This window comes from Mycobacterium sp. E735 (assembly GCF_001666955.1).
Classification (GTDB): Bacteria; Actinomycetota; Actinomycetes; order Mycobacteriales; family Mycobacteriaceae; genus Mycobacterium.
Genome location: NZ_LZIX01000078.1, coordinates 27,469 through 53,475 on the forward strand (window position 1 = coordinate 27,469; position 26,007 = coordinate 53,475).

Annotated in this window: 23 protein-coding genes and 1 pseudogene; 11 read left to right on the plus strand and 13 right to left on the minus strand. The window is 70.5% G+C overall.

Going from position 1 to position 26,007, the window contains the following annotated elements; translation table 11 throughout:
* The first annotated feature begins 38 nt into the window (after window positions 1–38).
* Window positions 39–1,331: a hypothetical protein gene (locus A5704_RS06390; protein WP_369828433.1), complete on the plus strand. Its 1,293-nt coding sequence runs from the start codon at window positions 39–41 to the stop codon at window positions 1,329–1,331.
* Here A5704_RS06390 and A5704_RS06395 read toward each other — a convergent pair.
* Genes A5704_RS06395 through A5704_RS06410 form a run of 4 tightly spaced genes read right to left on the minus strand, consistent with a single transcriptional unit; the run spans window position 1,328 to window position 4,983 of the window.
* On the minus strand, window positions 1,328–1,837 hold the full coding sequence (locus tag A5704_RS06395) for a 2'-5' RNA ligase family protein (protein ID WP_067887988.1): 510 nt from the start codon (window positions 1,835–1,837) through the stop codon (window positions 1,328–1,330). The genes A5704_RS06390 and A5704_RS06395 overlap by 4 nt on opposite strands.
* Window positions 1,837–2,517, minus strand: a complete 681-nt coding sequence (gene bioD / locus A5704_RS06400; RefSeq protein ID WP_067780459.1) for a dethiobiotin synthase — start codon at window positions 2,515–2,517, stop codon at window positions 1,837–1,839. Before bioD ends, A5704_RS06395 begins: the two co-directional genes overlap by 1 nt.
* On the minus strand, window positions 2,514–3,662 hold the full coding sequence (locus A5704_RS06405) for an 8-amino-7-oxononanoate synthase (protein WP_067887992.1): 1,149 nt from the start codon (window positions 3,660–3,662) through the stop codon (window positions 2,514–2,516). Before A5704_RS06405 ends, bioD begins: the two co-directional genes overlap by 4 nt.
* 4 nt (window positions 3,663–3,666) lie before the next feature.
* Window positions 3,667–4,983: an adenosylmethionine--8-amino-7-oxononanoate transaminase gene (locus A5704_RS06410; RefSeq protein ID WP_067887995.1), complete on the minus strand. Its 1,317-nt coding sequence runs from the start codon at window positions 4,981–4,983 to the stop codon at window positions 3,667–3,669.
* A 62-nt stretch (window positions 4,984–5,045) separates the two neighbouring features.
* Here A5704_RS06410 and A5704_RS06415 point away from each other — a divergent pair, with 62 nt between their 5' ends.
* The 7 genes and pseudogenes from A5704_RS06415 to A5704_RS28230 all read left to right on the plus strand — a co-directional run bounded on the left by A5704_RS06415 (window position 5,046) and on the right by A5704_RS28230 (window position 15,451).
* Window positions 5,046–5,498 (plus strand): hypothetical protein, encoded by a 453-nt coding sequence (locus A5704_RS06415; protein ID WP_067758281.1) that lies wholly within the window; start codon window positions 5,046–5,048, stop codon window positions 5,496–5,498.
* 313 nt (window positions 5,499–5,811) lie between these two features.
* Window positions 5,812–6,480: pseudogene (gene ripD / locus A5704_RS06420) on the plus strand (NlpC/P60 family peptidoglycan-binding protein RipD); the annotation flags it as partial.
* A gap of 343 nt (window positions 6,481–6,823) precedes the next feature.
* The gene (locus A5704_RS06425; protein ID WP_067888001.1) at window positions 6,824–8,980 is read left to right on the plus strand and encodes an acyltransferase family protein; all 2,157 of its coding nucleotides are present in this window, start codon (window positions 6,824–6,826) and stop codon (window positions 8,978–8,980) included.
* A gap of 34 nt (window positions 8,981–9,014) precedes the next feature.
* The gene (gene glgX / locus A5704_RS06430) at window positions 9,015–11,207 is read left to right on the plus strand and encodes a glycogen debranching protein GlgX (protein WP_067784183.1); all 2,193 of its coding nucleotides are present in this window, start codon (window positions 9,015–9,017) and stop codon (window positions 11,205–11,207) included.
* A gap of 3 nt (window positions 11,208–11,210) precedes the next feature.
* The gene (gene treY, locus A5704_RS06435) at window positions 11,211–13,511 is read left to right on the plus strand and encodes a malto-oligosyltrehalose synthase (protein WP_067888004.1); all 2,301 of its coding nucleotides are present in this window, start codon (window positions 11,211–11,213) and stop codon (window positions 13,509–13,511) included.
* Window positions 13,504–15,246, plus strand: a complete 1,743-nt coding sequence (gene treZ / locus A5704_RS06440; RefSeq protein ID WP_067888007.1) for a malto-oligosyltrehalose trehalohydrolase — start codon at window positions 13,504–13,506, stop codon at window positions 15,244–15,246. Before treY ends, treZ begins: the two co-directional genes overlap by 8 nt.
* Window positions 15,247–15,298: 52 nt before the next feature.
* Window positions 15,299–15,451 carry a hypothetical protein gene (locus A5704_RS28230; protein ID WP_156737626.1) on the plus strand — a complete coding sequence of 51 codons (153 nt, stop codon included), beginning with the start codon at window positions 15,299–15,301 and terminating at the stop codon, window positions 15,449–15,451.
* Between the two features lie 7 nt (window positions 15,452–15,458).
* Here A5704_RS28230 and A5704_RS06445 read toward each other — a convergent pair whose 3' ends face one another.
* A complete protein-coding gene (locus A5704_RS06445) occupies window positions 15,459–16,787 on the minus strand; it encodes an aminotransferase class I/II-fold pyridoxal phosphate-dependent enzyme (protein WP_067784291.1) in 1,329 nt (442 codons plus the stop codon).
* A 35-nt stretch (window positions 16,788–16,822) separates the two neighbouring features.
* On the opposite strand from A5704_RS06445, the gene A5704_RS06450 reads away from it, so the two are divergent.
* Entirely contained in the window at window positions 16,823–17,485 is a 663-nt protein-coding gene (locus tag A5704_RS06450; protein ID WP_067888010.1) for a pyridoxamine 5'-phosphate oxidase family protein, read from the plus strand.
* Here the strand turns inward: A5704_RS06450 and A5704_RS06455 are convergent.
* Genes A5704_RS06455 through A5704_RS06470 form a run of 4 tightly spaced genes read right to left on the minus strand, consistent with a single transcriptional unit; the run spans window position 17,466 to window position 20,718 of the window.
* Window positions 17,466–18,359, minus strand: coding sequence for a phosphatase PAP2 family protein (locus A5704_RS06455; RefSeq protein ID WP_067758250.1), 894 nt, complete (start codon window positions 18,357–18,359; stop codon window positions 17,466–17,468). The two genes, A5704_RS06450 and A5704_RS06455, sit on opposite strands and share 20 nt — an antisense overlap.
* Window positions 18,360–18,376: 17 nt before the next feature.
* Window positions 18,377–19,660: a threonine ammonia-lyase gene (gene ilvA, locus A5704_RS06460; RefSeq protein WP_067758247.1), complete on the minus strand. Its 1,284-nt coding sequence runs from the start codon at window positions 19,658–19,660 to the stop codon at window positions 18,377–18,379.
* Window positions 19,661–19,698: 38 nt separating this feature from the next.
* On the minus strand, window positions 19,699–20,136 hold the full coding sequence (locus A5704_RS06465; protein ID WP_067758244.1) for a nitroreductase family deazaflavin-dependent oxidoreductase: 438 nt from the start codon (window positions 20,134–20,136) through the stop codon (window positions 19,699–19,701).
* 9 nt (window positions 20,137–20,145) lie between these two features.
* On the minus strand, window positions 20,146–20,718 hold the full coding sequence (locus tag A5704_RS06470) for a TetR family transcriptional regulator (RefSeq protein ID WP_067888013.1): 573 nt from the start codon (window positions 20,716–20,718) through the stop codon (window positions 20,146–20,148).
* 98 nt (window positions 20,719–20,816) lie between these two features.
* Here A5704_RS06470 and A5704_RS06475 point away from each other — a divergent pair, with 98 nt between their 5' ends.
* Both A5704_RS06475 and A5704_RS06480 read left to right on the plus strand, forming a co-directional pair.
* On the plus strand, window positions 20,817–21,224 hold the full coding sequence (locus A5704_RS06475) for a hypothetical protein (RefSeq protein ID WP_067758238.1): 408 nt from the start codon (window positions 20,817–20,819) through the stop codon (window positions 21,222–21,224).
* Window positions 21,221–22,660 (plus strand): FAD-dependent oxidoreductase, encoded by a 1,440-nt coding sequence (locus A5704_RS06480; protein ID WP_067888016.1) that lies wholly within the window; start codon window positions 21,221–21,223, stop codon window positions 22,658–22,660. The genes A5704_RS06475 and A5704_RS06480 overlap by 4 nt, the downstream gene beginning before the upstream one ends.
* Before the next feature lie 4 nt (window positions 22,661–22,664).
* Here A5704_RS06480 and A5704_RS06485 read toward each other — a convergent pair whose 3' ends face one another.
* From A5704_RS06485 to A5704_RS06500, 4 genes are all read right to left on the minus strand, one after another.
* Window positions 22,665–23,438, minus strand: a complete 774-nt coding sequence (locus A5704_RS06485; RefSeq protein WP_067888020.1) for a DUF6065 family protein — start codon at window positions 23,436–23,438, stop codon at window positions 22,665–22,667.
* A gap of 43 nt (window positions 23,439–23,481) precedes the next feature.
* Entirely contained in the window at window positions 23,482–24,045 is a 564-nt protein-coding gene (locus A5704_RS06490; RefSeq protein ID WP_067888048.1) for an arsinothricin resistance N-acetyltransferase ArsN1 family B, read from the minus strand.
* Window positions 24,046–24,141: 96 nt separating this feature from the next.
* Entirely contained in the window at window positions 24,142–25,383 is a 1,242-nt protein-coding gene (locus A5704_RS06495; RefSeq protein WP_067888023.1) for an HNH endonuclease signature motif containing protein, read from the minus strand.
* Window positions 25,384–25,421: 38 nt separating this feature from the next.
* Complete coding sequence (locus tag A5704_RS06500) at window positions 25,422–25,940, minus strand: phenolic acid decarboxylase (protein ID WP_067758226.1); 519 nt, start codon at window positions 25,938–25,940, stop codon at window positions 25,422–25,424.
* Window positions 25,941–26,007 lie beyond the last annotated feature (67 nt).

Below are 26,007 nucleotides of genomic sequence, written 5' to 3' on the forward strand. Positions count from 1 at the left end.
ACGGCCTCGGCGGATCCGGCGACCTTCCGGTGCCGTACATGTACGCGATGGTCGGGGCGGCGTGGGCGCTGACGTTCACCTTCGCGCTGGTCGCGTTCGCGTGGCGGAAGCCGCGGTTCGATCCCGCCAAGCCGGGCCGTCCGCTGCCGGCGGCGGTGACCGCCGTCGTCGACGCGCGGGCGACGCGCTGGACGGCGGCCGCCCTCGGCCTGATCTTCGCGACCTGGGCGGTGGCGGCCGGGGTGTGGGGCCCGCGGTCGGAGGCCAACGCCCTACTCGGCGTGTTCTACGTGCTGCTATGGGTCGGGCTGGTGGCGGTGTCGCTGCTGATCGGACCGGTCTGGCGGGTGATTTCGCCGATGCGGACGATCTATCTGTTGCTGCGCCGCGGCACGCCGGAGCGCCTGCACTCACCGCGGCTGGCCTATCCCGACGGCTGGGGCTACCGGCCCGCCGCGCTGTGCCTGTTCGCCTTCGTCTGGATGGAACTGGCCAGCCCGAACCCGGCGTCGCTGCCGTGGGTGCGGGCGTGGCTGGCCGGCTACGCCGTGGCGATGCTGGCGGGCGCCTGGTTGTGCGGCCAGCGCTGGCTGGCCCGGGCCGACCCGTTCGGGGTGTACAGCATGGCGGTGTCGCGCCTGTCGCCGTTTCGGCGCGACCCGGACAGCGGGCGAATCGTGGTGGGGAACCCGCTCGACCATCTGCCGTCGCTGCCGGTGCGTCCCGGCGTGGTGGTGCTGCTCGCGGTGCTGCTCGGGTCCACCGCGTTCGACAGCTTCTCGTCGTCGCCTACGTGGCGCGGCTTCGCCGATCGGCTCTCCCCCGGCATCGGCCTGGCGCCCGCGGCGTCGTCGTCGCTGCTACGCACCCTCGGGCTGATCGTCTTCATTACCGTTGTCGCCGCGACCTTTTCGCTCGCCGCCCGCGCAACGGGCGGCGTCGACCGCGAGCGGCGCCGCGCCCTACCCGGGCAGCTGGCGCACTCCCTGATCCCGATCGTGGTGGGCTACATCTTCGCCCACTACCTGACCTACCTCGTCGAGCGCGGGCAGCAGGCGGTGTCCGCGCTGGCCGACCCCTTCGGCCGCGGCTGGAACGTGCTGGGGCTGGCGCATCAGCAGGTCGCCTACGTGCTGTCCACCCACCCGCCGGTGCTGGCCGGGATCAAGGTGGCGTGCGTGGTGACCGGCCACATCCTCGCGGTGGTCGCGGCCCACGACAAGGCCCTGCGGCTGCTGCCCAGGGGCCACCAGCTCACCGGCCAGCTGACGATGATGCTGGTCATGGTCGGCTACACCTTCACCGGCCTGTACCTGCTGTTCGGCGGCTAGCCGATCAGGTAGTCGACCTTCTTCTCGCCGTTCCAGTGCCGCAGGGCGGCGAAGCTGCCCTCGACCAGCGTGGGCCGGCCAGCGATGCGCAGCGCGCGGCTCAGGGCCGGGCCGCCGACACGTCGGGCCAGCGTGACGTGTGGCGTCCACTGACCCGGCAGGCTGGTGGGCGCCGCCGCGGGGGCCAGGTGCTTCCCGCACAGCCGGTGCACCTCGGCGTGGAAATCGAGCAATTCGGCCGTCGGCACGACGAGCCGGGCCAGGATCGCATTGGAGCGCCCCAGCAGCAACGACGCGCCGACGGCGCAGCCCAGCGGAAGCCGCCCGGTGAGCGGCCGCAGCGCGGCGTCGGCCTCCTCGGCGATGCGGTCGGCCACCGCGAGCGTGACGTGCGGTCGCCCGGCGGGGGCCTGGCTGGGAATCCCGGCGCCCGCCAGCGCGTCCCACAGCCCGCGGATCGTGGCCTCGGTCTCGCCGTCGAAGAGCAGCTCGATGGAATGCACCATCAGCGAACCAGCGCGGTGACCCAGTCGCGGTCGAACGCCGCCGCGCTCATGTCCGCGAACTGCGCGGCGTCCATCGCCCCGGCGCCCGCGGGCAGCGCGGCCCGCACCGGGCCCAGCCGGTCCAGCGCGACCCGGTTCGAGGTCTCCGCAGGCCCGGGGCTGGCCGGCCAGCTCCCGATGACCAACCCCGCACACGAAACATTGTGCGCGGCAAGCGCTTCCAGCGTCAGCGCGGTGTGGTTGAGGGTGCCCAGCTCGGCGGTGACCGCGACCAGCGCCGGGGCGCCCAGCGCCACCGCCAGATCCCGCAGGGTGACCCCCGCGGCGGCGAGCTCGACCAGCAGCCCGCCGGCCCCTTCCACCAGCGTCAGCCGCCCGGGGCGGTCCAGGGCGGTGATCAGCCGCAGCACCTGGTCGCCGGTGGGCAGCGCCGCGCCGGCCAGCTCGGCCGCGGCGGCCGGCGCCAGCGGTTGCGGGTAGCGGGCGAGCGCGGCCAGCTCGGTCGCGCCGGACAGCCGGGCGACCTCGGCCAGGTCGTCGTCGCCGGAGTCGGTGCCGGTCTGGACCGGTTTGCAGACCGCCACGTCGATGCCGGCCTGACGGGCGTGGCAGGCCAGGGCGGCGGTGACGACGGTCTTGCCGACCCCGGTGCCCGTGCCCGTGACGACCAGGACGGTCAAGGGCGCGTCACGGCGAGGACGTCGGACAGCACCCGCCGGGCGATGTCGAGTTCGGCGGCGTCCAGCGACGCCCGCGCGGTCAGCCGCAGCCGGGACGTCCCGGCGGGCACCGTCGGGGGCCGGAAGCAGCCCACCTTCACGCCGGCATCCAGGCAGGCGGTCGCGGCGGCCAGCGCCACCTCCGGGTCGCCCAGGATCACCGACACCACCGCCGAGTGGGGCGCGTCGGGAACGTCGCACGCCTCGGCGAGGGCGCGGGCGTGCCGCAACACCGCCTCGGGCCGCCACGGCTCGGCCCGCAGCACGCCCAGCGCGGCGCGCGCGGCGCCCACCGCGGCGGGCGCCAGGCCGGTGTCGAAGATGAACGTGCGCGCCGCGTCGATCAGGTGGGCCCGCACCGCCGCCGGTCCGAGCACCACGCCGCCCTGGCTGCCCAGCGCCTTCGACAGCGTCGTGGTCACCACCACGTCGGGTGCGCCGGCCAGCCCGAGCTCGTGCAGCAGCCCGCGCCCGCCACCGCGCACGCCCAGGCCGTGGGCCTCGTCGACGATCAACAGCGCGCCCTGCCGGCGACAGGCCTCGTGCAGCTCGCCCAGCGGCGCCAGCGCGCCGTCAGCGCTGAACACCGACTCGGTGATCACGACGGCCCGCTCCTCGTCGCGCGAGGCGAGGGCGGCCGCCACGGCCTCGACGTCGCGGTGCGGCGTCACCACCACCCGGGCCCGCGACAGCCGGCAGGCGTCGACCAAAGACGCGTGGGAGAGGGCGTCGGACACCAGCAGCGAACCCCGGCCCGACAGGCCGACGACCGCGCCCAGGTTGGCCGCGTATCCGGACGAGAAGAGCAGGGCCGCCGATGCGCCGACGTACTCGGCGAGCTCGGACTCGAATTGCTGATGCAGGTCGGTGTCGCCGGTGACCAGCCGGGATCCGGTGGCCCCGGCGCCCCACATGCGCAGCGCGGCGACGCCGCCCTCGATCACGTCGGGGTGCTGGGACAGGCCGAGATAGTCGTTGGACGCCAGATCGAGCTCGGTGGCGACGGCCGGGCGGGGCCGCAAGGAGCGACGCAGCCCCGCCTCGCGGCGCTGCTTCTCCACCTCCTCCAGCCAGGCCAGTGGGGAAACCTCGATCGGTGTTTTCATCGCCCTAAAGACTACGAGAGCCAACGAGGCGCGCGACCTCGACCATCGCCGAGGTGATCTGGGCGATCTCGCCCGGCGGGCAGATGTAGGGCGGCATCGCGTAGACCAGGTTGCGGAACGGGCGCAGCCAGACGCCGCGCTCCATTGCCGCCGGGGTGGCGACGGCCAGGTCGACCGGGCGGGCGCACTCGATGACGCCGATCGCCCCGCACACCCGCACGTCGGTGACGCCGGGCAGCGCGCGGGCGGGCTCGAGCCCGTCCGCCAGCCCGGCGGCGATCTCACCCACCCGCGCGCGCCAGTCCTGGTCTAGCAGCAGCTCGACGCTGGCCACCGACACCGCGCAGGCCAGCGCATTGGCCATGAAGGTGGGCCCGTGCATCAGCGCGCCGGCCTCGCCGGCGCTGATGGTGTGCGCGATGTCGGTGCTGCACAGCGTGGCGGCCAGGGTGACGTAGCCGCCGGTCAGAGCCTTGCCCACGCACATGATGTCCGGGCTCACCCCGGCGTGGTCGGCCGCGAACAGCTCGCCGGTGCGGCCGAAGCCGGTGGCGATCTCGTCGAAGATCAGCAGCACGTCGTGCCGCCGGCACAGCTCGCGCAGGTCGCGCAGATAGCGGGGGTCGTGGAAGCGCATCCCGCCGGCGCCCTGCACCAACGGTTCGACGATGACGGCCGCCAGTTCGCCGGCGTGCTCGGCGAGCTGCTGCTCGAACGCCGCGGTGTAGCCGGGGTCGTAGTCGCGCGGGACCTGCGGGGCGAACACCTGGCGGGCCAGGATGTCGGTCCACAGCGTGTGCATACCGCCGTCGGGATCGCAGACGCTCATCGGCGTGAACGTGTCGCCGTGGTAGCCGCCCTGCCAGGTCATCAGCCGGTGCTTGCCGGGCCGGCCGCGGCTGCGCCAGTACTGAAGCGCCATCTTGACCGCGACCTCGACGGACACCGATCCGGAATCGCTGAAGAACACGGTGTCCAGCCCGGCCGGGGTGATGTCCACCAGCAGCTGCGCCAGCCGGGCGGCCGGTTCGTGCGTGAGCCCGCCGAACATGACGTGGTTCATCACTCCCAGCTGCGTGGTCAGCGCCGCGTCCAGCACCGGGTGGCCGTGCCCGTGAATCGCGGTCCACCACGAGCTCATCGCGTCGAGCGCCTCGATCGGCTCGCCGTCCCGGATCAACGTCAACGTGGCCCCCCGCGCGGCGACCGCGACCACCGGCGCGACGGCTTCCCCGCCGATGGTGCTGTACGGGTGCCACAGGTGCGCAGCGTCGATCGCGCTGATCTGCCCGGGGGTCAACCCGGCCCTCGCCGCAGGCATAGTGATCGAGGGTAAAGCAGCCGAGTCGCACAAAATCCGCCCATCGGGGAGCATGGGATCCGATGGCTACGCCGCAAACCCCCGGTGAACCCGCCGCGGGCGCCCCTCCGACCGCGACCACCAATTCCCTGCTGGCCAATTACGACGACGAGGCGCCGCGGGTCATCCGGGTGCGGCTGGCCCCCTGGGACGTCGCCTGCACCGTCGCGCTGCTGGCGCTGCTCATCGTCCTGGCCACCGCGACGGCGTGGCCGGACCGCCTCTTCGGCTTCCTCGAGCACGTCTGCGCCGACGAGACGTGCGGGCCGGTGCCCTTCGGGGTCGACTACTACATTCGCCCGATCGTGTGGGGCGGCATCGGGGCTGCAATCGCCGCCGCGGTCCTCGGGCCGGTCGTTTCGCTCCTGAAGGGCTGGTACATGTCCTTCTGGCCGGTCCTGGCCCTCGCGCTGATCATGCTCAGCTCCCTCGTCGGCTCGCTGCTGACGGTGTTCAGCGAACGCTATTGGGCGTAGGCGCCGCCACGCCCCGGTCCGGCCGGCGCCCGCGCGACTGAGACCCAAATCACAACTGCGCACCCGGATTTGGGCCGCCCAGTCACCGTCCGGTCACGTTCCGACAAAAAATCCCGCCGGGGCCTGGCGGCTAACAACTTCTGTTGTCAGAGTGGCTGCAGTGACTGATGTGAAAACAGGACCGCTGTTCACATCCGCAAGTGTCATGCAGCGGCGTCGGTCCCAACGGGGAGGCTGTCGCCCAGTCATGGAACGGCGGCGGACGCGCGAAGTCACCGCGCTGAGGCCAGTGAGCCCCTGAGAGGCCAAGACAATGAAACGCATCTACGCCTTCGCGATCGGTTTGGCGCTGTTCGCCGCACCGATGGCCGCTCCCGTGGTCGCTTCCGCCGACCCGGGCATCCGGCCGATGGACTACCAGCAGGCGGCCGACGTGGTGATCGCGCGCGGGCTGTCGCAGCGGGGCGTGCCGTTCTCCTGGGCCGGCGGCGGGATCAACGGCCCGACCCGCGGCACCGGGACGGGCATCAACACCGTCGGATTCGACGCGTCAGGCCTGATGCAGTACGCGTACGCCGGCGCGGGCATCAAGCTGCCGCGTTCGTCGGGGGCGATCTACCGGGTCGGCCAGAAGGTGCTGCCCCAGCAAGCGCAAAAGGGCGACATGATCTTCTACGGCCCCGAGGGCACCCAAAGCGTCGCGATGTACCTGGGCAACAACCAGATGCTCGAGGTGGGCGACGTCGTCCAGGTGTCGCCGGTGCGCGCCAACGGCATGGCTCCCTACCTGGTCCGGGTCCTCGGGGTCCAGCCGGCGCCGGTCCAGCAGCTGCCGCAGCAGGCTCCGGCGCAGCAAGCACCGGTGCAGCAACTGCCCGCGCAGCAGGCGCCGACGCAGCAAGCGCCGGTGCAGCAACTCCCGGCGCAGCAGGCCCCGGTCCAGCAACTCCCGACGCAGCAGGCGCCGGTCCAGCAACTCCCGACGCAGCAGGCCCCGGTCCAGCAGGCGCCGTTGCAGCAGCAGTCCGGCCAGCTCCCGGTGCCGCAGGCGCCGGTGCAGCAGCCCCCGGCCCCGCAGGCGCCGCTGCAACAGGCCCCGCTGCAACGGGTTCCCGTGCCGCAGGCACCGGTCCAGCAGCTGCCGACGCAGCAACTTCCGGCACCGCAGGCCCCGGTGCAGCTGCTGCCGCCGCAGCAATCGCCGTTCCTCCCGCCGGCGCCCGGCACCGCCCGGTAGATTCCCCGGCTTTTCGGGGACCCCCGACCGCCGCCACCTGCTCCTAAACCGGAGCGGGTGGCGGTTTTCGGTAAATTAGCGATCGATCATGCCGATCCTGTCCCCGTCTCACCGACCGGTCGCGACCGCGGAACCGGTCGGTACGGCGGCGCGCAATTCGGGGTTCTACCGCTACGACCTGGACGGCCTGCGCGGCATCGCGATCGCGCTGGTGGCCGTCTTCCACATCTGGTTCGGCCGGGTCTCCGGCGGCGTCGACGTGTTCTTGGCGCTGTCCGGATTCTTCTTCGGCGGCAAGATCATTCGCGCGGCGCTGAACCCTGCCGTCACCCTGTCGCCGGTGGCGGAGGTGGTCCGGCTCGTGCGCCGCCTGGTGCCCGCCCTGGTCGTGGTGCTGGCCGGGTGCGCGGTGCTGACCATCCTGGTCCAACCGGAGACCCGCTGGGAGACCTTCGCCGACCAGAGCCTCGCCAGCCTCGGCTACTACCAGAACTGGGAGCTGGCCAACACGGCGTCCGATTACCTGCGCGCCGGCGAGGCCGTCAGTCCGCTGCAGCACATCTGGTCCATGTCGGTGCAGGGCCAGTTCTACGTCGGCTTCCTGCTGTTGATCGCCGCGTGCGCCTACCTGTTCAGGCGTCCGCTGGGCCGCCGGCTGCGCACCCTGTTCCTGGTGCTGCTGACGGCGCTGACGGTGGCGTCGTTCGTCTACGCGATCGTGGCGCATCAGGGCGACCAGGCAGCCGCCTACTACAACAGCTTCGCGCGCGGCTGGGAGTTGCTGCTCGGCGCGCTGGTCGGTGCGCTGGTGCCTGCCATCCGCTGGCCGATGTGGTTGCGAACGGTCGCGGCCACCCTGGCGCTGGCGGCGATCGTCTCGTGCGGGGCGCTGATCGACGGCGTGAAGGAATTCCCCGGCCCCTGGGCCCTGGTGCCCGTCGGGGCCACCATGCTGATGATTCTGGCGGGGGCCAACCTGCAGGGCGGCCCCGCCGCCGGGAACCGGCTGCCGCTGCCCAATCGCCTGCTGGCGGCCGGGCCGCTGGTCGCGCTGGGCGCGATGGCGTACTCCCTTTACCTGTGGCACTGGCCACTGCTGATCTTCTGGCTGTCTTTCAGCGGGCACCGGCACGCCGGCTTCGTCGAGGGTGCGGCGGTGCTGCTCGTCTCGGGCCTGCTGGCCTACCTGACCACCCGGCTCGTCGAGGACCCGCTGCGCTACCGGACCGCAGGGAGGTCACCGGCGACCGCGCCCGCCTGGCTGGCGCGCCTGCCCAGGCCCACGATGGCGCTGGGGACGGCGATCGTGCTGCTCGGGGTCACGCTGACCGCGACGTCGTTCACGTGGCGCCAGCACGTCACGATCCTGCGGGCCGCGGGCAAGGAGCTCAGCGTGCTCAACCCGCAGGACTATCCGGGGGCGCGCGCCCTGACCGAACACGTGCGGGTGCCCGCGTTGCCGATGCGGCCCAGCGTCCTGGAGGTCAAGGAGGATCTGCCGGTCTCCACCCGCGACGGCTGCATCAGTGACTTCGTCAACCCGGCGGTGGTGGCGTGCACCTACGGCGACGTGGCCGCCGACCGCACGATCGCGCTGGCGGGCGGGTCCCACGCCGAACACTGGCTGCCCGCTCTCGACCTGCTCGGCAAGATGCATCACTTCAAAGTGGTGACCTACCTCAAGATGGGCTGCCCGTTGTCCACCGAGGAAGTCCCGTTGATCATGGGCAACAACGCCGCCTACCCGCAGTGCCGGCAGTGGGTCGAACAGACGATGGACAGGGTGATCGCCGACCGTCCCGACTACGTGTTCACCACCACCACCCGGCCGTGGAACATCAAGCCCGGCGACGTGATGCCGGCGACCTACATCGGAATCTGGCAGCGGTTCTCGGACAACAACATTCCGATCCTCGGCATGCGAGACACCCCGTGGCTGGTCAAAAACGGCCAGCCGTTCGACCCGGCGGATTGCCTGGCCAAGAAGGGCGGCAGCCCCCAGTCGTGCGCGATCAAGCGTTCCGACGCGCTCTCCGACCGCAATCAGACCCTCGACTTCGTCACACAATTCCCGCTGCTGAAGGTGCTCGACATGTCCGATGCGATCTGCCGCGCCGACGTGTGCCGGCCGGTCGAGGGAAACGTGCTGATCTACCACGGCGCCCACCACCTGACCCCCACTTACGTACGGACCATGGTGGGCGAATTGGGCCGCCAGATCGCGGCCAATACCGGTTGGTGGTGACGCGCCCCGCCGCCCCGACCGCGGATAAGGTCAGATGGTGCCGACCGACAATCACGCTTCAGCAGCAGGCGTAGCTGGTAACCAACAGCCGAAACTGGCCACCGTCTGGCCGGGGAACCCGTATCCCCTCGGTGCCTCCTATGACGGCGCGGGGACCAACTTCTCGTTGTTCTCCGAGATTGCCGAGAAGGTCGAGTTGTGTCTGATCGACGACGCCGGGGGCCAGTCACGGATTCCCCTGGACGAGGTCGACGGCTACGTGTGGCACGCCTACCTGCCCAACATCTCGCCGGGCCAGCGCTACGGCTTCCGGGTGTACGGGCCCTTCGACCCGGCGGCCGGCCACCGGTGTGACCCGAGCAAGCTGCTGCTCGACCCGTATGGCAAGGCCTTCCACGGGGATTTCACCTTCGGGCAGGCGCTGTTCTCCTACGACATGAAGGCCGTCCACCCCGACGGTGACGACGCCGACCCCGGGACGCCGCCGATGGTCGACTCCCTGGGCCACACCATGACCAGCGTGGTGAGCAACCCCTTCTTCGACTGGGGCTCGGACCGTTCGCCGCTGACCCCGTACCACGAAACGGTGATCTACGAGGCCCACGTCAAGGGCATGACCCAGACCCACCCCGGCATCCCCGCCGAACTGCGCGGCACCTACGCCGGCCTGGCCCACCCGGTGATCATCGACTACCTCAAGTCGCTCAACGTCACCGCGCTGGAGCTGATGCCGGTGCACCAGTTCATGCACGACTCCCGCCTGCTGGACCTGGGTCTGCGAAACTACTGGGGCTACAACACTTTCGGGTTCTTCGCGCCGCACAACCAGTACGCGGCCAATCGCACCTCCAGCGTCGCCGAGTTCAAATCGATGGTGCGCAGCCTGCACGAGGCGAACATCGAGGTGATCCTCGACGTGGTCTACAACCACACCGCCGAGGGCAATCACCTCGGGCCGACGATCAACTTCCGCGGCATCGACAACGCCGCGTACTACCGGCTCGTCGACTCCGACCTGCGGCTGTACAAGGACTACACCGGCACGGGCAACAGCCTGAACCCGCGTCACCCGCACGTGCTGCAGCTCATCATGGACTCGCTGCGCTACTGGGTGACCGAGATGCACGTCGACGGCTTCCGTTTCGACCTCGCCGCCACGCTGGCCCGGGAGCTGCACGACGTCGACCGGCTGAGCGCGTTCTTCGACCTGGTTCAGCAGGATCCGATCGTCAGCCAGGTCAAACTGATCGCCGAACCGTGGGACGTCGGCGAGGGCGGTTACCAAGTCGGCAATTTCCCGGGTTTGTGGACCGAGTGGAACGGGAAGTATCGCGATACTGTGCGTGACTACTGGCGGGGCGAGCCCGCGACCCTAGGCGAGTTCGCGTCCCGGCTGACCGGGTCGTCGGACCTCTACGAGGCGACCGGACGGCGCCCCAGCGCCAGCATCAACTTCGTCACCGCCCACGACGGCTTCACGCTCAACGACCTGGTGTCCTACAACGAGAAACACAATCTGGCCAACGGCGAAGACAACCGCGACGGCGAAAGCCACAACCGCTCGTGGAACTGCGGTGTCGAGGGGCCCACCGACGACCCGGACATCTTGACTCTGCGCCGTCGCCAGATGCGCAACTTCTGGGCGACGCTGATGCTCAGCCAGGGCACGCCGATGATCGCGCACGGCGACGAGCTGGGCCGCACCCAGAACGGCAACAACAACGTCTACTGCCAGGACTCCGAATTGTCTTGGATGGATTGGTCATTGGTCGACAAGAATTCGGACCTGCTGGCCTTCGCGCGCAAGGTCACCACGTTGCGCAAGACCCACCCGGTATTCCGGCGCCGCCGGTTCTTCGAGGGTGAACCGATCCGCACCGGCGACGAGGTCCGCGACATCGCCTGGCTGAATCCCAGCAGCCGGGAGATGACGCACGAGGACTGGGGCGAGAGCATTCACAAATGTGTGGCGGTGTTCCTCAACGGCGAGGCCATCACCGCGCCCAACGCGCGCGGTGAACGGGTCGTCGATGACTCGTTCCTGTTGTGCTTCAACGCCGGCGAAGAACCCGTGGAGTTCGTGATGCCGAACGACGACTATGCGCAGGAGTGGACCGTGGAACTGGACACCAACCACCCGACGGGTGAGGCCGACCAGGTGGTGAATGCCGAAGAGAAGGTCTCGTTGCCCGGGCGCTCGCTTCTGGTCTTACGTAAGACCATGTGACGCATGCCTTTTCCCATACTCTCGACCTACCGGTTGCAGCTGCGCGGTGAGGCCAGCGGGTTCGCGTTCACCTTCGCCGACGCGGAACGCCTGCTGGATTACCTGGACGAACTCGGGGTGTCCCACCTCTATCTGTCCCCCATCATGACCGCGGCCACCGGGTCGAATCACGGCTACGACGTCACCGACCCGACGACCGTCTCCCCCGAGCTGGGCGGCCGCGACGGCCTCGAGCGGCTGTCGGCCGCGGCGCGGGAGCGCGGCGTCGGCCTGATCGTCGACATCGTGCCCAATCACGTGGGAATCGACCAGCCCCAACAGAACGCATGGTGGTGGGACGTGTTGCGGCACGGCCGTTCGTCTGACTACGCAACGTATTTCGACATCGATTGGGACCTCGACGAGGACGGCCGCATCGTCCTGCCCATCTTGGGCTCCGACGACGACGCCGCAGACCTCCACGTCGACGGGGACCTGCTGCGGCTGGGCGACCTGGCGCTTCCCATCGCGCCCGGCACCGCCGAGGGCACCGGGCCCGAGGTTCACGACCGCCAGCACTACCGCCTGGTGGGCTGGCGCAACGGCGTGTGCGGCTATCGGCGCTTCTTTTCGATCACCTCGCTGGCCGGGCTGCGCCAGGAAGACCGCGCCGTGTTCGACGCCACCCACGCCGAGGTTGCCCGGTGGGCCGCCGAGGGACTCGTCGACGGTGTGCGCATCGACCATCCCGACGGGCTTTCCGACCCCTGCGGCTACCTGGCCTGGCTGCGAGAATCGGTTGGGCCGCAAACCTGGATCGTGATCGAGAAGATCCTGGCGGTCGACGAGGCGCTCGAACCCACGCTGCCGATCGGCGGCACCACGGGCTACGACGTGCTGCGGGAGATCGGCGGGGTCTTCGTCGACCCCAGCGGCGCGCCCGCGCTCACCGAGCTCGTCGAGTCGGCGGGTCTGGACTACGGAGCGGCGCCGGAGATGTTGGCGGAACTCAAGATCCGTGCGGCCACCGACACCCTCGCGAGCGAACTGCGCCGGCTGCGCCGCGCGATCGTGGCCGCGGCCGGCGACGACCACCCGCGGTTGCCCGAAGCGGTGGCCACGCTGCTCACCCACATCGGCGTCTACCGCTGCGACTACCCGGGGCTGTCGGCGATCATGCCCACGGCGCTGGCCGAAACACAGGCACAGTCACCGGAATTGGGGCCCGCACTGCAGGTGATCGCCGCCGCGCTGGCCCGGGGCGGCGAGCCGGCCGTCCGGCTGCAGCAGCTCTGCGGTGCGGTGACCGCCAAATCCGTCGAGGACTGCTACTTTTACCGCGACGCGCGGCTGGTGTCGCTCAACGAGGTCGGGGGTGAACCGCATCGCTTCGGTGTCGGCGCGGCGGAATTCCACCACAGCGCCGCCACCCGGGCCCGGCTGTGGCCGCACACGATGACGACGCTGACCACCCACGACACCAAGCGCGGCGAGGACGTGCGGGCCAGGATCGGGGTGCTCTCACAGGTCCCGTCGCTGTGGACCGAGTTCCTCGCCCGCTGGGAGATCGACGCGCCCTCCCCCGACCCGGCGACCGGACAGTTCTTGTGGCAGAACATCTTCGGCGTCTGGCCGGTCACCGGTGAGGTCAGCCCGGAGCTGCGCGAGCGGCTGCACGGTTACGCCGAGAAGGCCATTCGGGAGGCGGCCTGGCATACCTCGTGGAACGACCCGGACACCGAGTTCGAGGACGCGGTGCACCGGTGGCTGGACGGTGTGTTCGACGGCCCGGTGGCCGGCCAGCTGACCGAGCTCGTCGCCCAGCTCAACCCGCACGCCGCCAGCGACGCGCTCGGCCAGAAGCTGCTCGCCCTGACCGTGCCCGGGATACCCGACGTCTACCAGGGCACCGAACTGTGGGACGACAGCCTGGTGGACCCGGACAATCGGCGGGCCGTCGACTACGCCGCCCGGCGGGCCGCGCTGAAGGCGTTGGAGCATCCCAAGATTCGGGTGGTCACGACCGCGCTTCGGGTGCGCCGCGCCCATCCGGACACCTTCCTGCGCGGCGACTACGTTCCCGTGCTGGCCAACGGCGACGCCGGCGATCACGTGCTGGCCTTCCGCCGGGGCTCCGACATCGTGGTCGCGGTGACCCGGTGGACCGTGCGCCTGACCGAAACCGGTTGGGGTAACACGGTGCTGGCGCTGCCCGAGGGCACCTGGAAGGACGCCCTCACCGGCGTCATCGCGGACGGGCCGACGGCGGCGGCCCAACTGTTCGCCGAGCTGCCCGTCGTGCTGCTGGAGCGCCACCATGACTGAATTCCGGGTCTGGGCGCCCAAACCGGAGCTGGTCCGGCTCGACGTCGAGGGCCGCGTGCACCCGATGACGCGCTCGGACGACGGGTGGTGGCACGCGTCCGTGGACGCGGCAGCGGACGCCCGCTACGGGTTCGTGCTCGACGACGATCCCACCGTGCTGCCCGACCCGCGCTCGCCCCGCCAGCCCGACGGCGTGCACGCCCGCTCGCAGCTGTGGGACCCGGCCGGCGCCGCCTGGACCGACGACGACTGGCAGGGCCGGTCGGTCGAGGGCGCGCTGATCTACGAGTTGCACCTCGGCACCTTCACCCCCGAGGGGACCCTCGACTCGGCCATCGAGAAGCTGGACTACCTGGTGGATCTCGGCGTCGACTTCGTCGAGCTGATGCCGGTGAATTCCTTTGCCGGAACGCACGGCTGGGGCTACGACGGGGTGCTGTGGTACAGCGTGCACGAGCCCTACGGCGGCCCCGACGCCCTGGTCCGGTTCGTCGACGCCTGCCACGCGCGGGGCCTGGGCGTCCTGATCGACGCGGTGTTCAACCACCTCGGCCCGTCGGGCAACTACCTGCCCAAGTTCGGCCCGTACCTGTCGTCGGCGAGCAACCCGTGGGGCGAAGGCATCAACATCGCCGACGCCGACTCCGACGAGGTCCGGCGTTACATCATCGGGTGCGCGCTGCGCTGGATGCGCGATTTCCACACCGACGGGCTGCGCCTGGACGCCGTGCACGCCCTGGTGGACACGACCGCCATCCACATCCTCGAGGAGCTCGCGACCGAAACCGACTGGCTGTCAAGGCAATTGGGTCGCCCGCTGTCGCTGATCGCCGAGAGCGATCTCAACGACCCGCGGCTGATCACCCCCCGCGACCGGGGTGGTTACGGCCTCACGGGGCAATGGGCCGACGACATCCACCACGCAATCCACACCGCGGTGTCGGGCGAGCGCCAGGGCTACTACGCCGACTTCGGCAGCCTGGCCACCCTGGCGCGGACGCTGCGCCACGGCTACTTTCACGCCGCCACCTATTCGTCGTTCCGGCGCCGCCGCCACGGGCGCCCGTTGGACACCACCGAGAACTCGGGGATCCCCGGCACCCGGCTGGTCGCGTACACCTGCACCCATGACCAGGTCGGCAACCGGGCGCTCGGCGACCGACCGTCGCAGAACCTGTCCGGCGGCCAGCTGGCGATCAAGGCCGCGCTCGCCATCGGAACGCCCTTCACCGCAATGCTTTTCATGGGCGAGGAGTACGCGGCGTCGACCCCGTTCCAGTTCTTCAGCTCGCATCCCGAACCGGAGCTGGCCAAGGCCACCGCGGAGGGGCGCAAGGCGGAATTCGCCGAGCACGGCTGGGACGCCGACGACATCCCCGACCCGCAGGACCCGCAGACGTTCCAGCGCTCGAAGCTCGACTGGGCCGAGGTGGACTCCGGCGAGCACGGCCGGCTGCACCGGTTCTACCGCGACCTGATCGCGTTACGGCACCGCGACCCCGACCTCGCCGATCCGTGGCTGGCGCACCTCGCCGTCGACTTCGACGAGGAGCAACGCTGGATCAGCGTGTCCCGCGGCCGGTTGCGCATCGTGTGCAACCTCGGCGCCGAGGCGGCGACGGTGCCCGTCGCCGGCGATGTGGTGCTGGCCTGGGGCGACCCCGCGGTCGACGCCGACAAGACGGTGCTCGAAGGGCATTCGCTCGCCATCCTCGCGGTGGGCGAGCAGCGCTGACGCCTGTGGACAACGGTGCGCGGCGTGGCGCGCGACCGCCGATGATTCGCCCATGGATCAATCCGTGTTCGGCCGGTGGATCGGCTTGCTGAGGAAGAAACAGCCGGTTTCGGCTCCGCTCGTCCCGCCCGACGAGGCGCCGCCACAACGCAGCGTGGAGCTGTTGTGGACCGGCCCCGGCCTCGGGCGCACCGAAGGGGCTTGACCCTCGGCTAGACGCTGGGGCGGCCCGCGCCGTGCACCGCCTCGGCGATCGCGTCCGCCAGCGGGTCGATCTCGTCGGCGCCGAGGTCCGCGATGGTGACGCGGATACCTGGGGGCGTGCCGATGCGGAACCGCGTGCCCGGCGCCGCGGCCCAGCCCGCGCCCAGCAACCGGGTGATCGCGACCGTCTCGTCGGGCACCGGGATCCACACGTTGAGTCCGGAGCGGCCACGCGCGGCGACGTCGCGCTCGGCCAGCGCGGTCGCCAGCCGCCGGCGGGTGTCGGCGTACCTGCGCTCGGCCGTGGCGACCAGGCGCGCGGCCGCCGGGTCGGACCACAGGCTGACGGCCAGGTCCTGCAGCAGATGGCTGACCCAGCCCGGCCCCAGCCGCAGGCGGCCGTGCACGCGCTCGACGGTGCGCCGATCCCCCGCCAGCACGGCCACGCGCAGGTCCGGGCCGTACGCCTTGGACGCCGACCGCACGAAGGCCCACCGCTCGGTCACGCCCGCCACCGTGTGCAGCGGCGCGCCCGAAATGCCCGCGCAGTGATCGTCTTCGACCACCAGCAGGTCAGCGGCCCGGCGCACCAACAGGTTTCGTAGTTCGTCGCGGCGGCCCGCGGACAACGCCGCCCCCGTCGGATTCTGGGCGCGGGTGGTGACGATCAACCCGCGCACCCCGCGGTCCAGCGCCCGCGCCAGGTCGGCGGGCAATGGCCCTTCGTCGTCGACCCGAACGGGCTCGGCCGAAAGCCCAAGGGCGGCAAGCAGATCGAGCAGGTTGGCCCAGCCCGGGTCCTCGACGGCGACCCGATCACCGGGACGCAGGTGCGCGGTGAGCACGCGCTCGATGCCGTCGAGCGCGCCGCTGGTCACCGCGAGGTGCTCGGCCGGGACACCATCGGCGGACAGCGCCGCCCGGGCGAACTCCACCAAGGCCGCCGACATGGCCGGCTCCCCGTACAACACCGGGCGGCCCCCGACCGGGCCGGGCAGCGACGCCCCCGCCAGGGGCAACAGGGCGGGGTCGGGATTGCCGGTCGACAGGTCGCGCACCCCGGCGGGGACGTCGAGCCCCAGCAGGGATCGTGGCGTGGTCGCCGGGCGCTGCCGCACCCTGGTGCCGCGCCTGCCGGCGGTCTCCACCGCCCCGCGGTGCCGCAACAGGCGGTAGGCCGCGGCCGCGGTGTTGGCGTTGACGCCGAGCTGGGCGGCGAGGTCGCGGACGGGCGGCAGCGCGTCGCCGGGCGCCAGCGAGCCGGCCGAGATGGCCTCCTCGATGCTGGCGGCTATGGAATCGGCACCGGTCCCGGTTATGCTGTTTTGTACTGGCACGCAATCGATTATGTACTAGAACAAAGGTAGGCGCCATGACCGCCGGATACCAGCCCACACCGCGCACGACGCCCACCCGCTACCGGGAGCGCGCGCGCTACGACCGCGAGACCGTCCACCGCATCCTGGACGAGGCGCTGATCTGCCACCTGGGCTACCTCGGCGACGGCCGGCCGGTGGTCCTGCCGACCACCCATGCCCGCCTGGGCGAGACCCTCTACCTGCACGGTTCGACCGGCAGCGGCCCCCTGCTCGCGGCAGGCGCGGCGCCCTCGGGCCTGCCCGTGTGCGTCACCGTCACCCTGGTCGACGGGCTGGTGCTGGCGCGCGCCGCCATGCACCACTCGGTGAACTTCCGCTCTGTCGTCGTGCTCGGCACCGCGCGTGTGGTCGAGGACGCGGCGGAGAAACTGCGGGCGCTCGCCGGCCTGCTCGATCGCATCGCGCCCGGGCGCGCCGCCGACTGCCGGGCGCCGAATCCGCGCGAGCTGGCCGCGACGGGGGTGCTCGCCCTCGACCTGGTGGAGGTGTCGGCCAAGGTGCGCGGCGGCGGGCCGGTGGACGATCCGGAGGATTGCGCGCTGCCGCACTGGGCGGGGGTGGTGCCGCTGAGCGTGACGGCCGGTGCGCCGGTGCCGGCCTCGGACCTCGATCCTGCGCTGCCGGTGCCGGCGTACCTCAGCGAGCGAAGGGGCTGAGGCCCACCCGCGCGCGCCGGCTGTCGTCCCACCAGGTTCCGACGAGCATGACGGTGCCGGCCCAGGCCAGGCCCAACATCCAGCCGGAGAGCACGTCGCTGACGTAATGGACTCCCAGGTAGATCCGCGAGAACCCGATCAGGAACGCCGAGCCGATCGCGACCGTCCACACGACCACCCGCCCGGTCCACCGCATGATCAGCCACCGCGTCAGCATCCACGCGGAGATCACCATGATCGCGGCGGTGCCGGTGGCGTGCCCGGACGGAAACGAATACCCGTCCGCGTCGACGAGGGCGAAGGGAAAGGGCGGCCGTGGCCGACCCACCAGGGCCTTGGCGGTGAAGAGGACCAGCGGAACCACACCGCCGCCGACCAGCGCGAGCACCACGGGCCGCCACGACCTGCTCCGATAACCAGCGGCAACGGAGATCGGGAACGCGATCGCCGTCAGGAAAAGGGGTCCGCCCGCCATGGTGATCGCCCGCAACGCGGCGGTCAGCCACAATTCACGGTGGGCTGCGAGCCAACGAGTCACCGGCTGGTCGATTCCGGCGATGCCGTCGCCCTCGAGCACGTCCTCGAGAATCTCGCTGAAGCCGACCGCAAGCGCGACGACCACGGCCAGCCCGAGCAGCAATGCGGCACCGGCGACCTCGCTCTCCGACCACCGACGGGCCAGCGACCACCCTCGGTCGCTGATCCGGTCACGGGCCCGGGTCAGCGTTTTGGACACCTTCACCCAGAGCGTCCGGAACGGGGGTCCGCGTCGGGCGACCCGAACCGCCACCCACGCAAGCAGCACGAGCAGAACCACGATGCCGGCGCCGACCAGGCCGAACCCGCCAGCACCGGGGCCATACTGCTGGTCCATGCAGCGCGGCCCGGGGTCTAGAACAACAGGTAGCGGTAGGCGGGCGACCCCGGCTCGAGGCGTTCGACGTGCAGCTCCGTCGCCCGCATCCGCGCGAGCAGGCCGTCCAGGTCGGCTGACGAGGCCAGCTGGATGCCCACCAGCGCCTCGCCGGTCTCGCGGTTGTTGCGCTTGATGTACTCGAACAGCGTGATGTCGTCGTCGGGGCCCAGCACCTCGTCCAGGAACCGGCGCAGCGCGCCCGGCTCCTGCGGGAAGTCCACCAGGAAGTAGTGCTTGAGGCCGAGGTGGACCAGCGACCGCTCGAGCACCTCGCCGTAGCGTGAGACGTCGTTGTTGCCGCCGGAGATGAGGCACACCACGCTCGAGCCCGGTTCGACGTCCGCCTCCAGCAGTCCCGCGACCGAGAGCGCGCCCGCGGGCTCGGCGATGATGCCCTCGTTCTGATACAGGTCCAACATCGCGGTGCACACCGCGCCCTCGTCGATCGTGGTGATCGACACCATGTCACCGGCGGCCGCCAGCGCGGCGTAGGTCAGCGTCCCCGCGCGGCGCACCGCGGCGCCGTCGACGAACTGGTCGACGTGATCCAGCGTCACCGGCTCGCCGGCGGCCAGCGCCGCCATCATTGCGGCGGCCCCGGCCGGCTCGACGCCCAGCACCGACGTGTTCGTCGTCCGCTCCGCCAGGTACGTGGTGATGCCTGCGATGCAACCGCCACCGCCGACGGGAACCACGACCAGGTTCGGCTCCTCGTCGAGCTGCTCGAGCAGCTCGACGGCGATGGTGCCCTGACCGGCGATGGTGCGCAGGTCGTCGTACGGGGGCACCAGCGTGGCGCCGGTGCGTTCGACGTCGGCCAACGCGGCCTCGGCGGCCAGGTCGTACGTCGTTCCGCCGACGATCAGTTCGATGAACTCCCCGCCGTGGTAGCGGATCCGGTCGCGCTTCTGCTGCGGCGTCTTGGCGGGCACGTAGACGCGCCCGTGCACCCCCAGCGTCCGGCACGCGTAGGCGAAGCCCTGCGCGTGGTTGCCGGCCGACGAGCACACGACCCCCGCGGCCAGCTCCTCGTCGGACAGCTGCACCAGCAGGTTGTAGGCCCCGCGCAGCTTGTAGGAGCGCACCACCTGCAGGTCTTCCCGCTTGAGGTAGACCTGCGCGCCGGTGATCGCCGACAACCGGTCGCTGTATTGCAGCGGGGTCGGCGTGACCACCGCGGCGATCCGCTTCGCCGCGGTGTCGATGTCAGACCCGCAAACGTACGGCACGTGCGGGTGCTGGCTCAGTTCGGCGGACACTGGTCAATGGTGCCATGCCAGCCGGTCAACACAGGAATTCAGCCGACGGGGGTGAGCACGAACACCGGGATCTGGCGGTCGGTTTTCTTCTGATATTCGGCGTAGTCGGGCCAGGCCTCGACGGCGCGCTCCCACCAAACCGCCTTCTCGTCGCCGAACACCTCACGCGCGTCGTACTCGCGGGTGGTGCCGCCGTCCTGCAACTCGACCCGGGGGTTCTTGACGACGTTGTGGTACCAGACGGGGTGCTTGGGGGCGCCGCCCAGCGACGCGACGATCGCGTACTCGCCGTCGTGCTCGACCCGCATCAGCGGGGTCTTCCGAAGCTTGCCCGTCTTCGCCCCGACCGTGGTCAGCACGATGATGGGCTTGCCCTTCATGTCGGTGGCCTCGGTCCCGCCGGACTGCTCGTATTTCTCGGCCTGTTCGCGGGACCAATCCCATGGGCTCGGCGCGTATTCCCCAGAAAGTGGCATGCCCCAACTCTAGGCCGGGGAAGTCGAGGGCGCCGGGCCCGTCAGGTAGCGGCTGAGCACCGGGCGTACCCATTCGGTCAGCGTCGCGTCGTCCATCTCGGCCAAGGCCGGCACCCCGACGACGTAGCGCGCCATCGCGATTCCGAGCACCTGCGAGCCGACCAGCGCGGCCCGCTCGGCGGCGCGGTCGGGTGTGACACCGGCCAGCGCCGGGGCGACCTGCTCGACGAACACGGCCAGCAGCGTGTCGGCGGCCGTGCGATTGGTCGCGGCCGCGCGCAGCAGGGGCAGGAAGGAGCCGTGCGGGTCCCAAACCTGGACGAACAGCGGAACCAGCACGTCCGCGAGGCGCTCGGGCGCGACGCCGGACAGGTCGGGAAACCTGACCTCGAGCCGCGACACGGCGGCGAACAGGTCGGCCTTGCTGCCGAAGTAGTGCATGACGAGCGCGGGGTCCACGCCGGCCGCCGACGCGATCGAGCGGATGGTGGTGCGCTCGAAGCCGTGGGCGGAGAACTGGGCGCGCGCGGCGCGCAGGATGGTTTCGCGGGTGACCTTCCCGTCGCGCGTCTTCGCGGGCATGGTCCCGATTGTATTCAACAACTGTTGACACAGCCAGCATCCCGGGCCTACCGTTGAGTTCAACAACTGTTGAACTCAACTCCGGGGAGGTCCTACTCATGACCGTGTCCGTCATCCAGATCGGGCTCGATCCCGACGTGGTCGACTGCTCGTCGCCGGATTTCGCGCAGTTCGCGGGCCTCTCGAGGGAAGTGTTGCGGACGGCCAACGACGACAACGTCGCGGCGTTGCGTGCCGCCGGCTACGAGGTCGACAACTGTCTGATCGACTTCGGCACGGCCGGCGCCGACAAGGCCCGCCGGTGGCTTCAGGCCAAGCGCTACGACGCGGTGTTGATCGGGGCCGGGATCCGGTTGGTAGCCGACAACACGCTGCTGTTCGAGTCGATCGTCAACGCGGCGCACGCGACCCAACCCGGCTGCCGATTCGTCTTCAACCGCGCAGCGCAGTCCACGCCCGGCGACATCCGCCGCTGGTACCCGCAGCCCGAGGGGGCGGCGCGATGACGACCCACGAAGTCGACGTCCTGGTGGTGGGGGCCGGCCCCACCGGCCTGACCGCCGCGGGCGACCTGGCCCGCGCCGGGCGGTCGGTCACCGTGTTGGACCGCTGGCCCACGGAGAACCCGGCGAGCCGCGCGTTCGCCACCATGGCGCGCACGCTGGAAGTGCTCGACGCGCGCGGCCTGGCCGACGACCTGTTGGCGCGCGGGCACCGCGCACCGGGCGTGCGACTGTTCGCCGGCGCGCAGATCGACCTGACCCACCTCGACTCCCCCTATCCGTTCGTGTTGATCACCCCGCAGACCAACGTCGATGCGGCGCTGCGTCGCTACGCGGTGGCCGAGGGTGCCGAGATCCGGCGCGGCATCGAGGTGGTCGCGCTCCGCCAGGACTCCGACTCCGTGACCGTCACCGCCCGCCCCAAGGACGACGACGATCCGGCCCACCGGCTGACGTGGCGGGCGCGGTACGTGATCGGCGCCGACGGCGCGCACAGCACCGTGCGGCGGCTGGTGGGCGCCGCATTCCCCGGTAAGACGGTGCTGACGTCGATCGTGCTGGCAGACGTCAGGCTGGCGCACGGGCCCGCCGGTGGCGGCCTCACGGTCGCCGCCCCCGGCGACCTCCTGGCCTTCCTGGCTCCCTACGACCGAGCGGGCGGTTCCTGGTATCGCGCCATGGTCTGGGACCGCGCGCATCAAGTACCCGACGGCGAACCGGTCTCCGACGCCGAGATCGTCGACGTGCTCGCCCGCGGCATGGGCACCGACCACGGCGTCGTCGAGGTGGGCTGGAAGTCCCGGTTCCATTGCGACGAAAGGCAAGTCGAGCGGTACCGGCATGGGCGGGTGTTCTTGGCCGGCGACGCCGCGCACGTGCACTCCCCGATGGGCGGTCAGGGCATGAACACCGGCATTCAGGACGCCGCCAACCTGGCCTGGAAGCTCGACGCGGTGCTCGGCGGCGCCGACGAGGCGCTGCTGGACAGCTACCACACCGAACGCCACCCGATCGGCAAGCGCGTGGTGTTGCAGTCCGGACTGATGGCCCGTGCCGCGACTCTCCATCCGCGCGGCGCCCGATGGTTGCGGAACCTGTTGGCGCCCAGGCTGCTTCGGATTCCGTCGGTTCGGGACAGGGTGGCGGGCAGTTTCGCCGGCACGACGCTGCGCTACGGCCGGCACGGCCTGGTCGGCACCCGCGCCACCCAGATCCCCCTCGTCGAGGGACGGTTGACCGAATTGCAGCGCACCGGCGGCTTCGTGTTGGTGCGCGAACGCGGTGCCCCACCGGTCGAGGCGCCCGGGATGCTGCAGGCCGAGCGGACCGACCGCGGGCCGGCCGTGCTGGTGCGCCCAGACGGGTACATCGGCTGGGCGGGGCCGTCGGCCCAGGCGCCGGCCCGGATCCCTGGGCCGGCCGCGGTACGCGCGGGGTGATGGCCTATCGCCGCGTGTCGACGAACGGGCGGAGGTGGACGCGCGTTTGGTGGTCGGGCGCCCCGGGTTCGCCGTCGGCGTGCTTGCCGCGGGTGTAGTCGCCCTGCCACGGCACCTTTTCGCCCAGTTCGGTGTTGGTCGCCGCCTGCGCCTGACCCAGCTCGTTGCGTGAACGCAGGAAGAACTCGTGTTTACGGCGCACTTCCTCGTCGGAGTCGATCGGCCTGATTTCCGGCGCGAACTCCTCCAGCTCGGCCCGGCGCTGCGGGACGATCATGCAGATCGGCTCGTCGACCTCGAACCGCACCGGCATCATCTTGCGGGTCATCTGCCAGCTCATGCTGAAACTCGATGTGGCCCAGTCGGTCTCGACGATGCCCTCCAACGGAGACACCGCGTCCTTCGGATAGTTCGCCGGCCCGCGGACCAACAGGTTGTAACCGGGCGGGGTGCGGAACAGCATCGGCAGGTGCCAGGTCAGGATGCCGTGACCGAAGTGGCTGAACGGCAACAGCTGACCCGGGTCGCGCCGGTCGGGCGCGATGATGACCCCCATGCTGTCGTCGCCGCCCATCCAGGTCGCGGTGAATGCGCACGGGTTGCGCAGCTCCCAGCCACTCTGGTTCGCGATCAGGATCGGTAGGCACCGGTTAGGCCAACCATTGCGCAGCTGTGACATCCACGGCCGGCTGATGGGCGCGGGCGCGATTGGCGGCGCGTTGTCCGCGGTGGTGAACGCGATCAGCGGGCGCGTGGGCCCTCCGGACTTGTCGCTCATCGACTCCCCTCGATTCGCCGGTTGCGCAGACCTTCCCAAACCATTACCCAGTGTGCCCTGCGAGGGCGGCCTCGAGCGTGTGAGCCGGCAGGTCCGACCACGGCCGCGGGTCGTCGGGCTGCGCGGACGGATCGGCGAGCGGGCGATGCCACCAGCCGATGTCCCGCCACGCTCCGTTCTTGAAGCCCACACGATTGAAGAGGCCGACGCGACGGAAGCCCACCGCCTCATGCAGGCCGACACTTGCCGGGTTGGGCAGCACGATGGCGGAGTAGGCGTTGACGTACCCCTGAGCGGTAAGCACATTGAACAAAGCGGCGTACAGTCGGCGGCCGTTGCCCTTCCGGTGCAGTGACGCGTCGAGGTAAACGGATACGTCGACCGACCAGCGGTAGGCGGCCCGCTCGCCGTGCGGACTTGCGTAGGCATAGCCCCTGACGACATCGGCATGGGTGATGACCAGCCAGGGCAGGTCGGTCAGCGTGGCCTTGATCCTCGACCGCGTCTCTTCGGCCGTCGGCGGCACCGCTTCGAAGGAGATCGCGGAGTCGCGCACATACGGCGCATAAATGTCGGAGATCGCGTCCGCATCCTCCGGCGTTGCCATTCGGATCATGTGAAGAGCTTGCCCGTCACCTTCTCGGCGAACCGGCGGTGGGGCTTCGGCGCCGCGCAGCCAGCCGCCATTTGTTCGCCAACCAACCTAGTTGTTGCTTGGTGGTGGCTGCGGCTGAAAGGGTTGGTACCACCACCAGTCGGCGCGCTCGCCGGTGGGCCCGGACCACGGCGGTACGGCGGGCGGGGCACGGTCGGGCGCACGGGCGAGCGATCCCGCACTCAGCGGTCGGCCCGAGCTGTCGGCGACGACGAGGTCGTCGGCGGGTCCGGTGATCGTGATGACGCCCCGGTGGTGCAACCGGTGGTGATAGGGGCAGACCAGCACCAGATTGGCCAGCTCCGTTGGGCCGCCGTCTTCCCAGTGCCGGATGTGGTGTGCGTGCAGACCGCGCGTGGCGCCACAGCCGGGAACCGCGCAGGTGGGGTGGCGATGCTCGAGTGCGCGGCGAAGCCGCCGGTTGATTTGGCGTGTCGCCCGCCCGGCGCCGATGACCTCACCGTCCCGTTCGAACCAAACCTCGCAGGTGGCGTCGCACGTCACGTATCGGCGTTCGGCGTCGGATAGCAGTGGACCCAGATGCAGCGCGGCGGCGCGCTGCTCGACATCGACGTGCACCACCACCGTGGTGTGCTGCCCGTGCGGACGGCGGGCCGCCTCGGCATCCCATCCGGCCTCGACCAGCCGCATGAACGCCTCGACGGTGCCAGGCAGGGGCGGCGCGCTGTCTGACGCACCCTCGGCGCGGTCGTGTTTCCATTCGGCGATCAGCGCGTCACGATGAGACGCCAGCGCCGCGTCGAACTTCGCCGCGTCCAGGTGGGGAAGTCTGATCCGCCAGCAAGTGAACTCGTCGCCGGCGGTCTTGGTGATCGAGGGCTGCTCGTGCGGCCGGGCGTCGGGTTCCGGTCGCGGTTCCAGCTTGACCGCGGTGCGCAGCTGGTTGACCGTGGCGACCCGGGCTAACTCCGCGTAGTGCTCGTCGGATCCATCGCCCGCCCGGGCCGCGATGACGCCGACCTGATCCAGCGACAGCCGGCCCTCCCGCATGCTCTGCGCACAGCGTGGGAACTCCTCGACCCGGCGCGCGACGGTGGCGATCGTGTGCGCGGTGGTCGAGGACAAACCCAGCTTCCAGGCCACCAACGCCGGCACCGAGCGCGCGCCGGTCATGCCGCACAGCCCATCACGCTCGATCTCCGCGACGATCTCGACGATGCGGCCGTCGATCGCGTTGCGCTGACCGGCCAGCTCCGCCAGCTCGTCGAACAACACCTCAAGACGGTCAACAGGTTTCACCTCCGCGGGAGGCGAGGCGATCGAAGACATGGCTTCATCATCGCAGGGGGGTACGACAAATCTCGGCGTCAATTGGTGCGGTCGGCCCAACCCGGTGGAAGCTGGTCGGGGGCCACGTCGATCACCGATTCGTCGTCGGCACCGACACGCTCGAACAGGGTGATGTATGCGAATTCGGGCACGGTGAATATCGGGTAAGTCGGTCCCTCATCACGGTAGGCGCGCATCTGGTCGAGGTGCTCGTTCTGGAAACACACCGTGCGCTCGCCGTGCTCGCGGATCCACTGGGGGAAGAAGATCACGCCATGGATTCGCCGCTTGCCGGGCATGACGTTGACTGCCACCGACGTGCCCGTGGGCTCGGTCCAGGAGACCTTGTAGCTGTCGTCGTCGAGCTGCACCAGGTCGACGTCCTGACCCTTGACCCACCGTCCGCCGACATGGCCGGAATGGATTCGATAGTCGATGGTGCGGTCGTTCTTGACATACATCTCGTAGCGCCAGCCGTTGGCGTAGGTGTAAATGAACCGGCATCCCACGATCCCCGACAAGTCCTGCGGCGGAATGGGATTGTCGACGGTGGTCATAATCGGCTCCCGACTCCGTCGGCGCTCAGTAGCATCACGTAGTCGAAGGTACGGGTTAGGGGCGTCG

Excerpts from the sequence above, each read along its gene's own strand:
- A5704_RS06390 (WP_369828433.1), top strand. The coding sequence starts at position 39 with ATGTACGCGATGGTCGGGGCGGCGTGGGCGCTGACGTTCACCTTCGCG.
- A5704_RS06395 (WP_067887988.1), bottom strand. The coding sequence starts at position 1,837 with ATGGTGCATTCCATCGAGCTGCTCTTCGACGGCGAGACCGAGGCCACG.
- A5704_RS06405 (WP_067887992.1), bottom strand. The coding sequence starts at position 3,662 with ATGAAAACACCGATCGAGGTTTCCCCACTGGCCTGGCTGGAGGAGGTG.
- A5704_RS06410 (WP_067887995.1), bottom strand. The coding sequence starts at position 4,983 with ATGCCTGCGGCGAGGGCCGGGTTGACCCCCGGGCAGATCAGCGCGATC.
- A5704_RS06415 (WP_067758281.1), top strand. The coding sequence starts at position 5,046 with ATGGCTACGCCGCAAACCCCCGGTGAACCCGCCGCGGGCGCCCCTCCG.
- A5704_RS06425 (WP_067888001.1), top strand. The coding sequence starts at position 6,824 with ATGCCGATCCTGTCCCCGTCTCACCGACCGGTCGCGACCGCGGAACCG.
- glgX (WP_067784183.1), top strand. The coding sequence starts at position 9,015 with ATGGTGCCGACCGACAATCACGCTTCAGCAGCAGGCGTAGCTGGTAAC.
- treY (WP_067888004.1), top strand. The coding sequence starts at position 11,211 with ATGCCTTTTCCCATACTCTCGACCTACCGGTTGCAGCTGCGCGGTGAG.
- treZ (WP_067888007.1), top strand. The coding sequence starts at position 13,504 with ATGACTGAATTCCGGGTCTGGGCGCCCAAACCGGAGCTGGTCCGGCTC.
- A5704_RS28230 (WP_156737626.1), top strand. The coding sequence starts at position 15,299 with ATGGATCAATCCGTGTTCGGCCGGTGGATCGGCTTGCTGAGGAAGAAA.
- A5704_RS06450 (WP_067888010.1), top strand. The coding sequence starts at position 16,823 with ATGACCGCCGGATACCAGCCCACACCGCGCACGACGCCCACCCGCTAC.
- A5704_RS06455 (WP_067758250.1), bottom strand. The coding sequence starts at position 18,359 with ATGGACCAGCAGTATGGCCCCGGTGCTGGCGGGTTCGGCCTGGTCGGC.
- A5704_RS06465 (WP_067758244.1), bottom strand. The coding sequence starts at position 20,136 with ATGCCACTTTCTGGGGAATACGCGCCGAGCCCATGGGATTGGTCCCGC.
- A5704_RS06470 (WP_067888013.1), bottom strand. The coding sequence starts at position 20,718 with ATGCCCGCGAAGACGCGCGACGGGAAGGTCACCCGCGAAACCATCCTG.
- A5704_RS06475 (WP_067758238.1), top strand. The coding sequence starts at position 20,817 with ATGACCGTGTCCGTCATCCAGATCGGGCTCGATCCCGACGTGGTCGAC.
- A5704_RS06480 (WP_067888016.1), top strand. The coding sequence starts at position 21,221 with ATGACGACCCACGAAGTCGACGTCCTGGTGGTGGGGGCCGGCCCCACC.
- A5704_RS06485 (WP_067888020.1), bottom strand. The coding sequence starts at position 23,438 with ATGAGCGACAAGTCCGGAGGGCCCACGCGCCCGCTGATCGCGTTCACC.
- A5704_RS06490 (WP_067888048.1), bottom strand. The coding sequence starts at position 24,045 with ATGGCAACGCCGGAGGATGCGGACGCGATCTCCGACATTTATGCGCCG.
- A5704_RS06495 (WP_067888023.1), bottom strand. The coding sequence starts at position 25,383 with ATGTCTTCGATCGCCTCGCCTCCCGCGGAGGTGAAACCTGTTGACCGT.
- A5704_RS06500 (WP_067758226.1), bottom strand. The coding sequence starts at position 25,940 with ATGACCACCGTCGACAATCCCATTCCGCCGCAGGACTTGTCGGGGATC.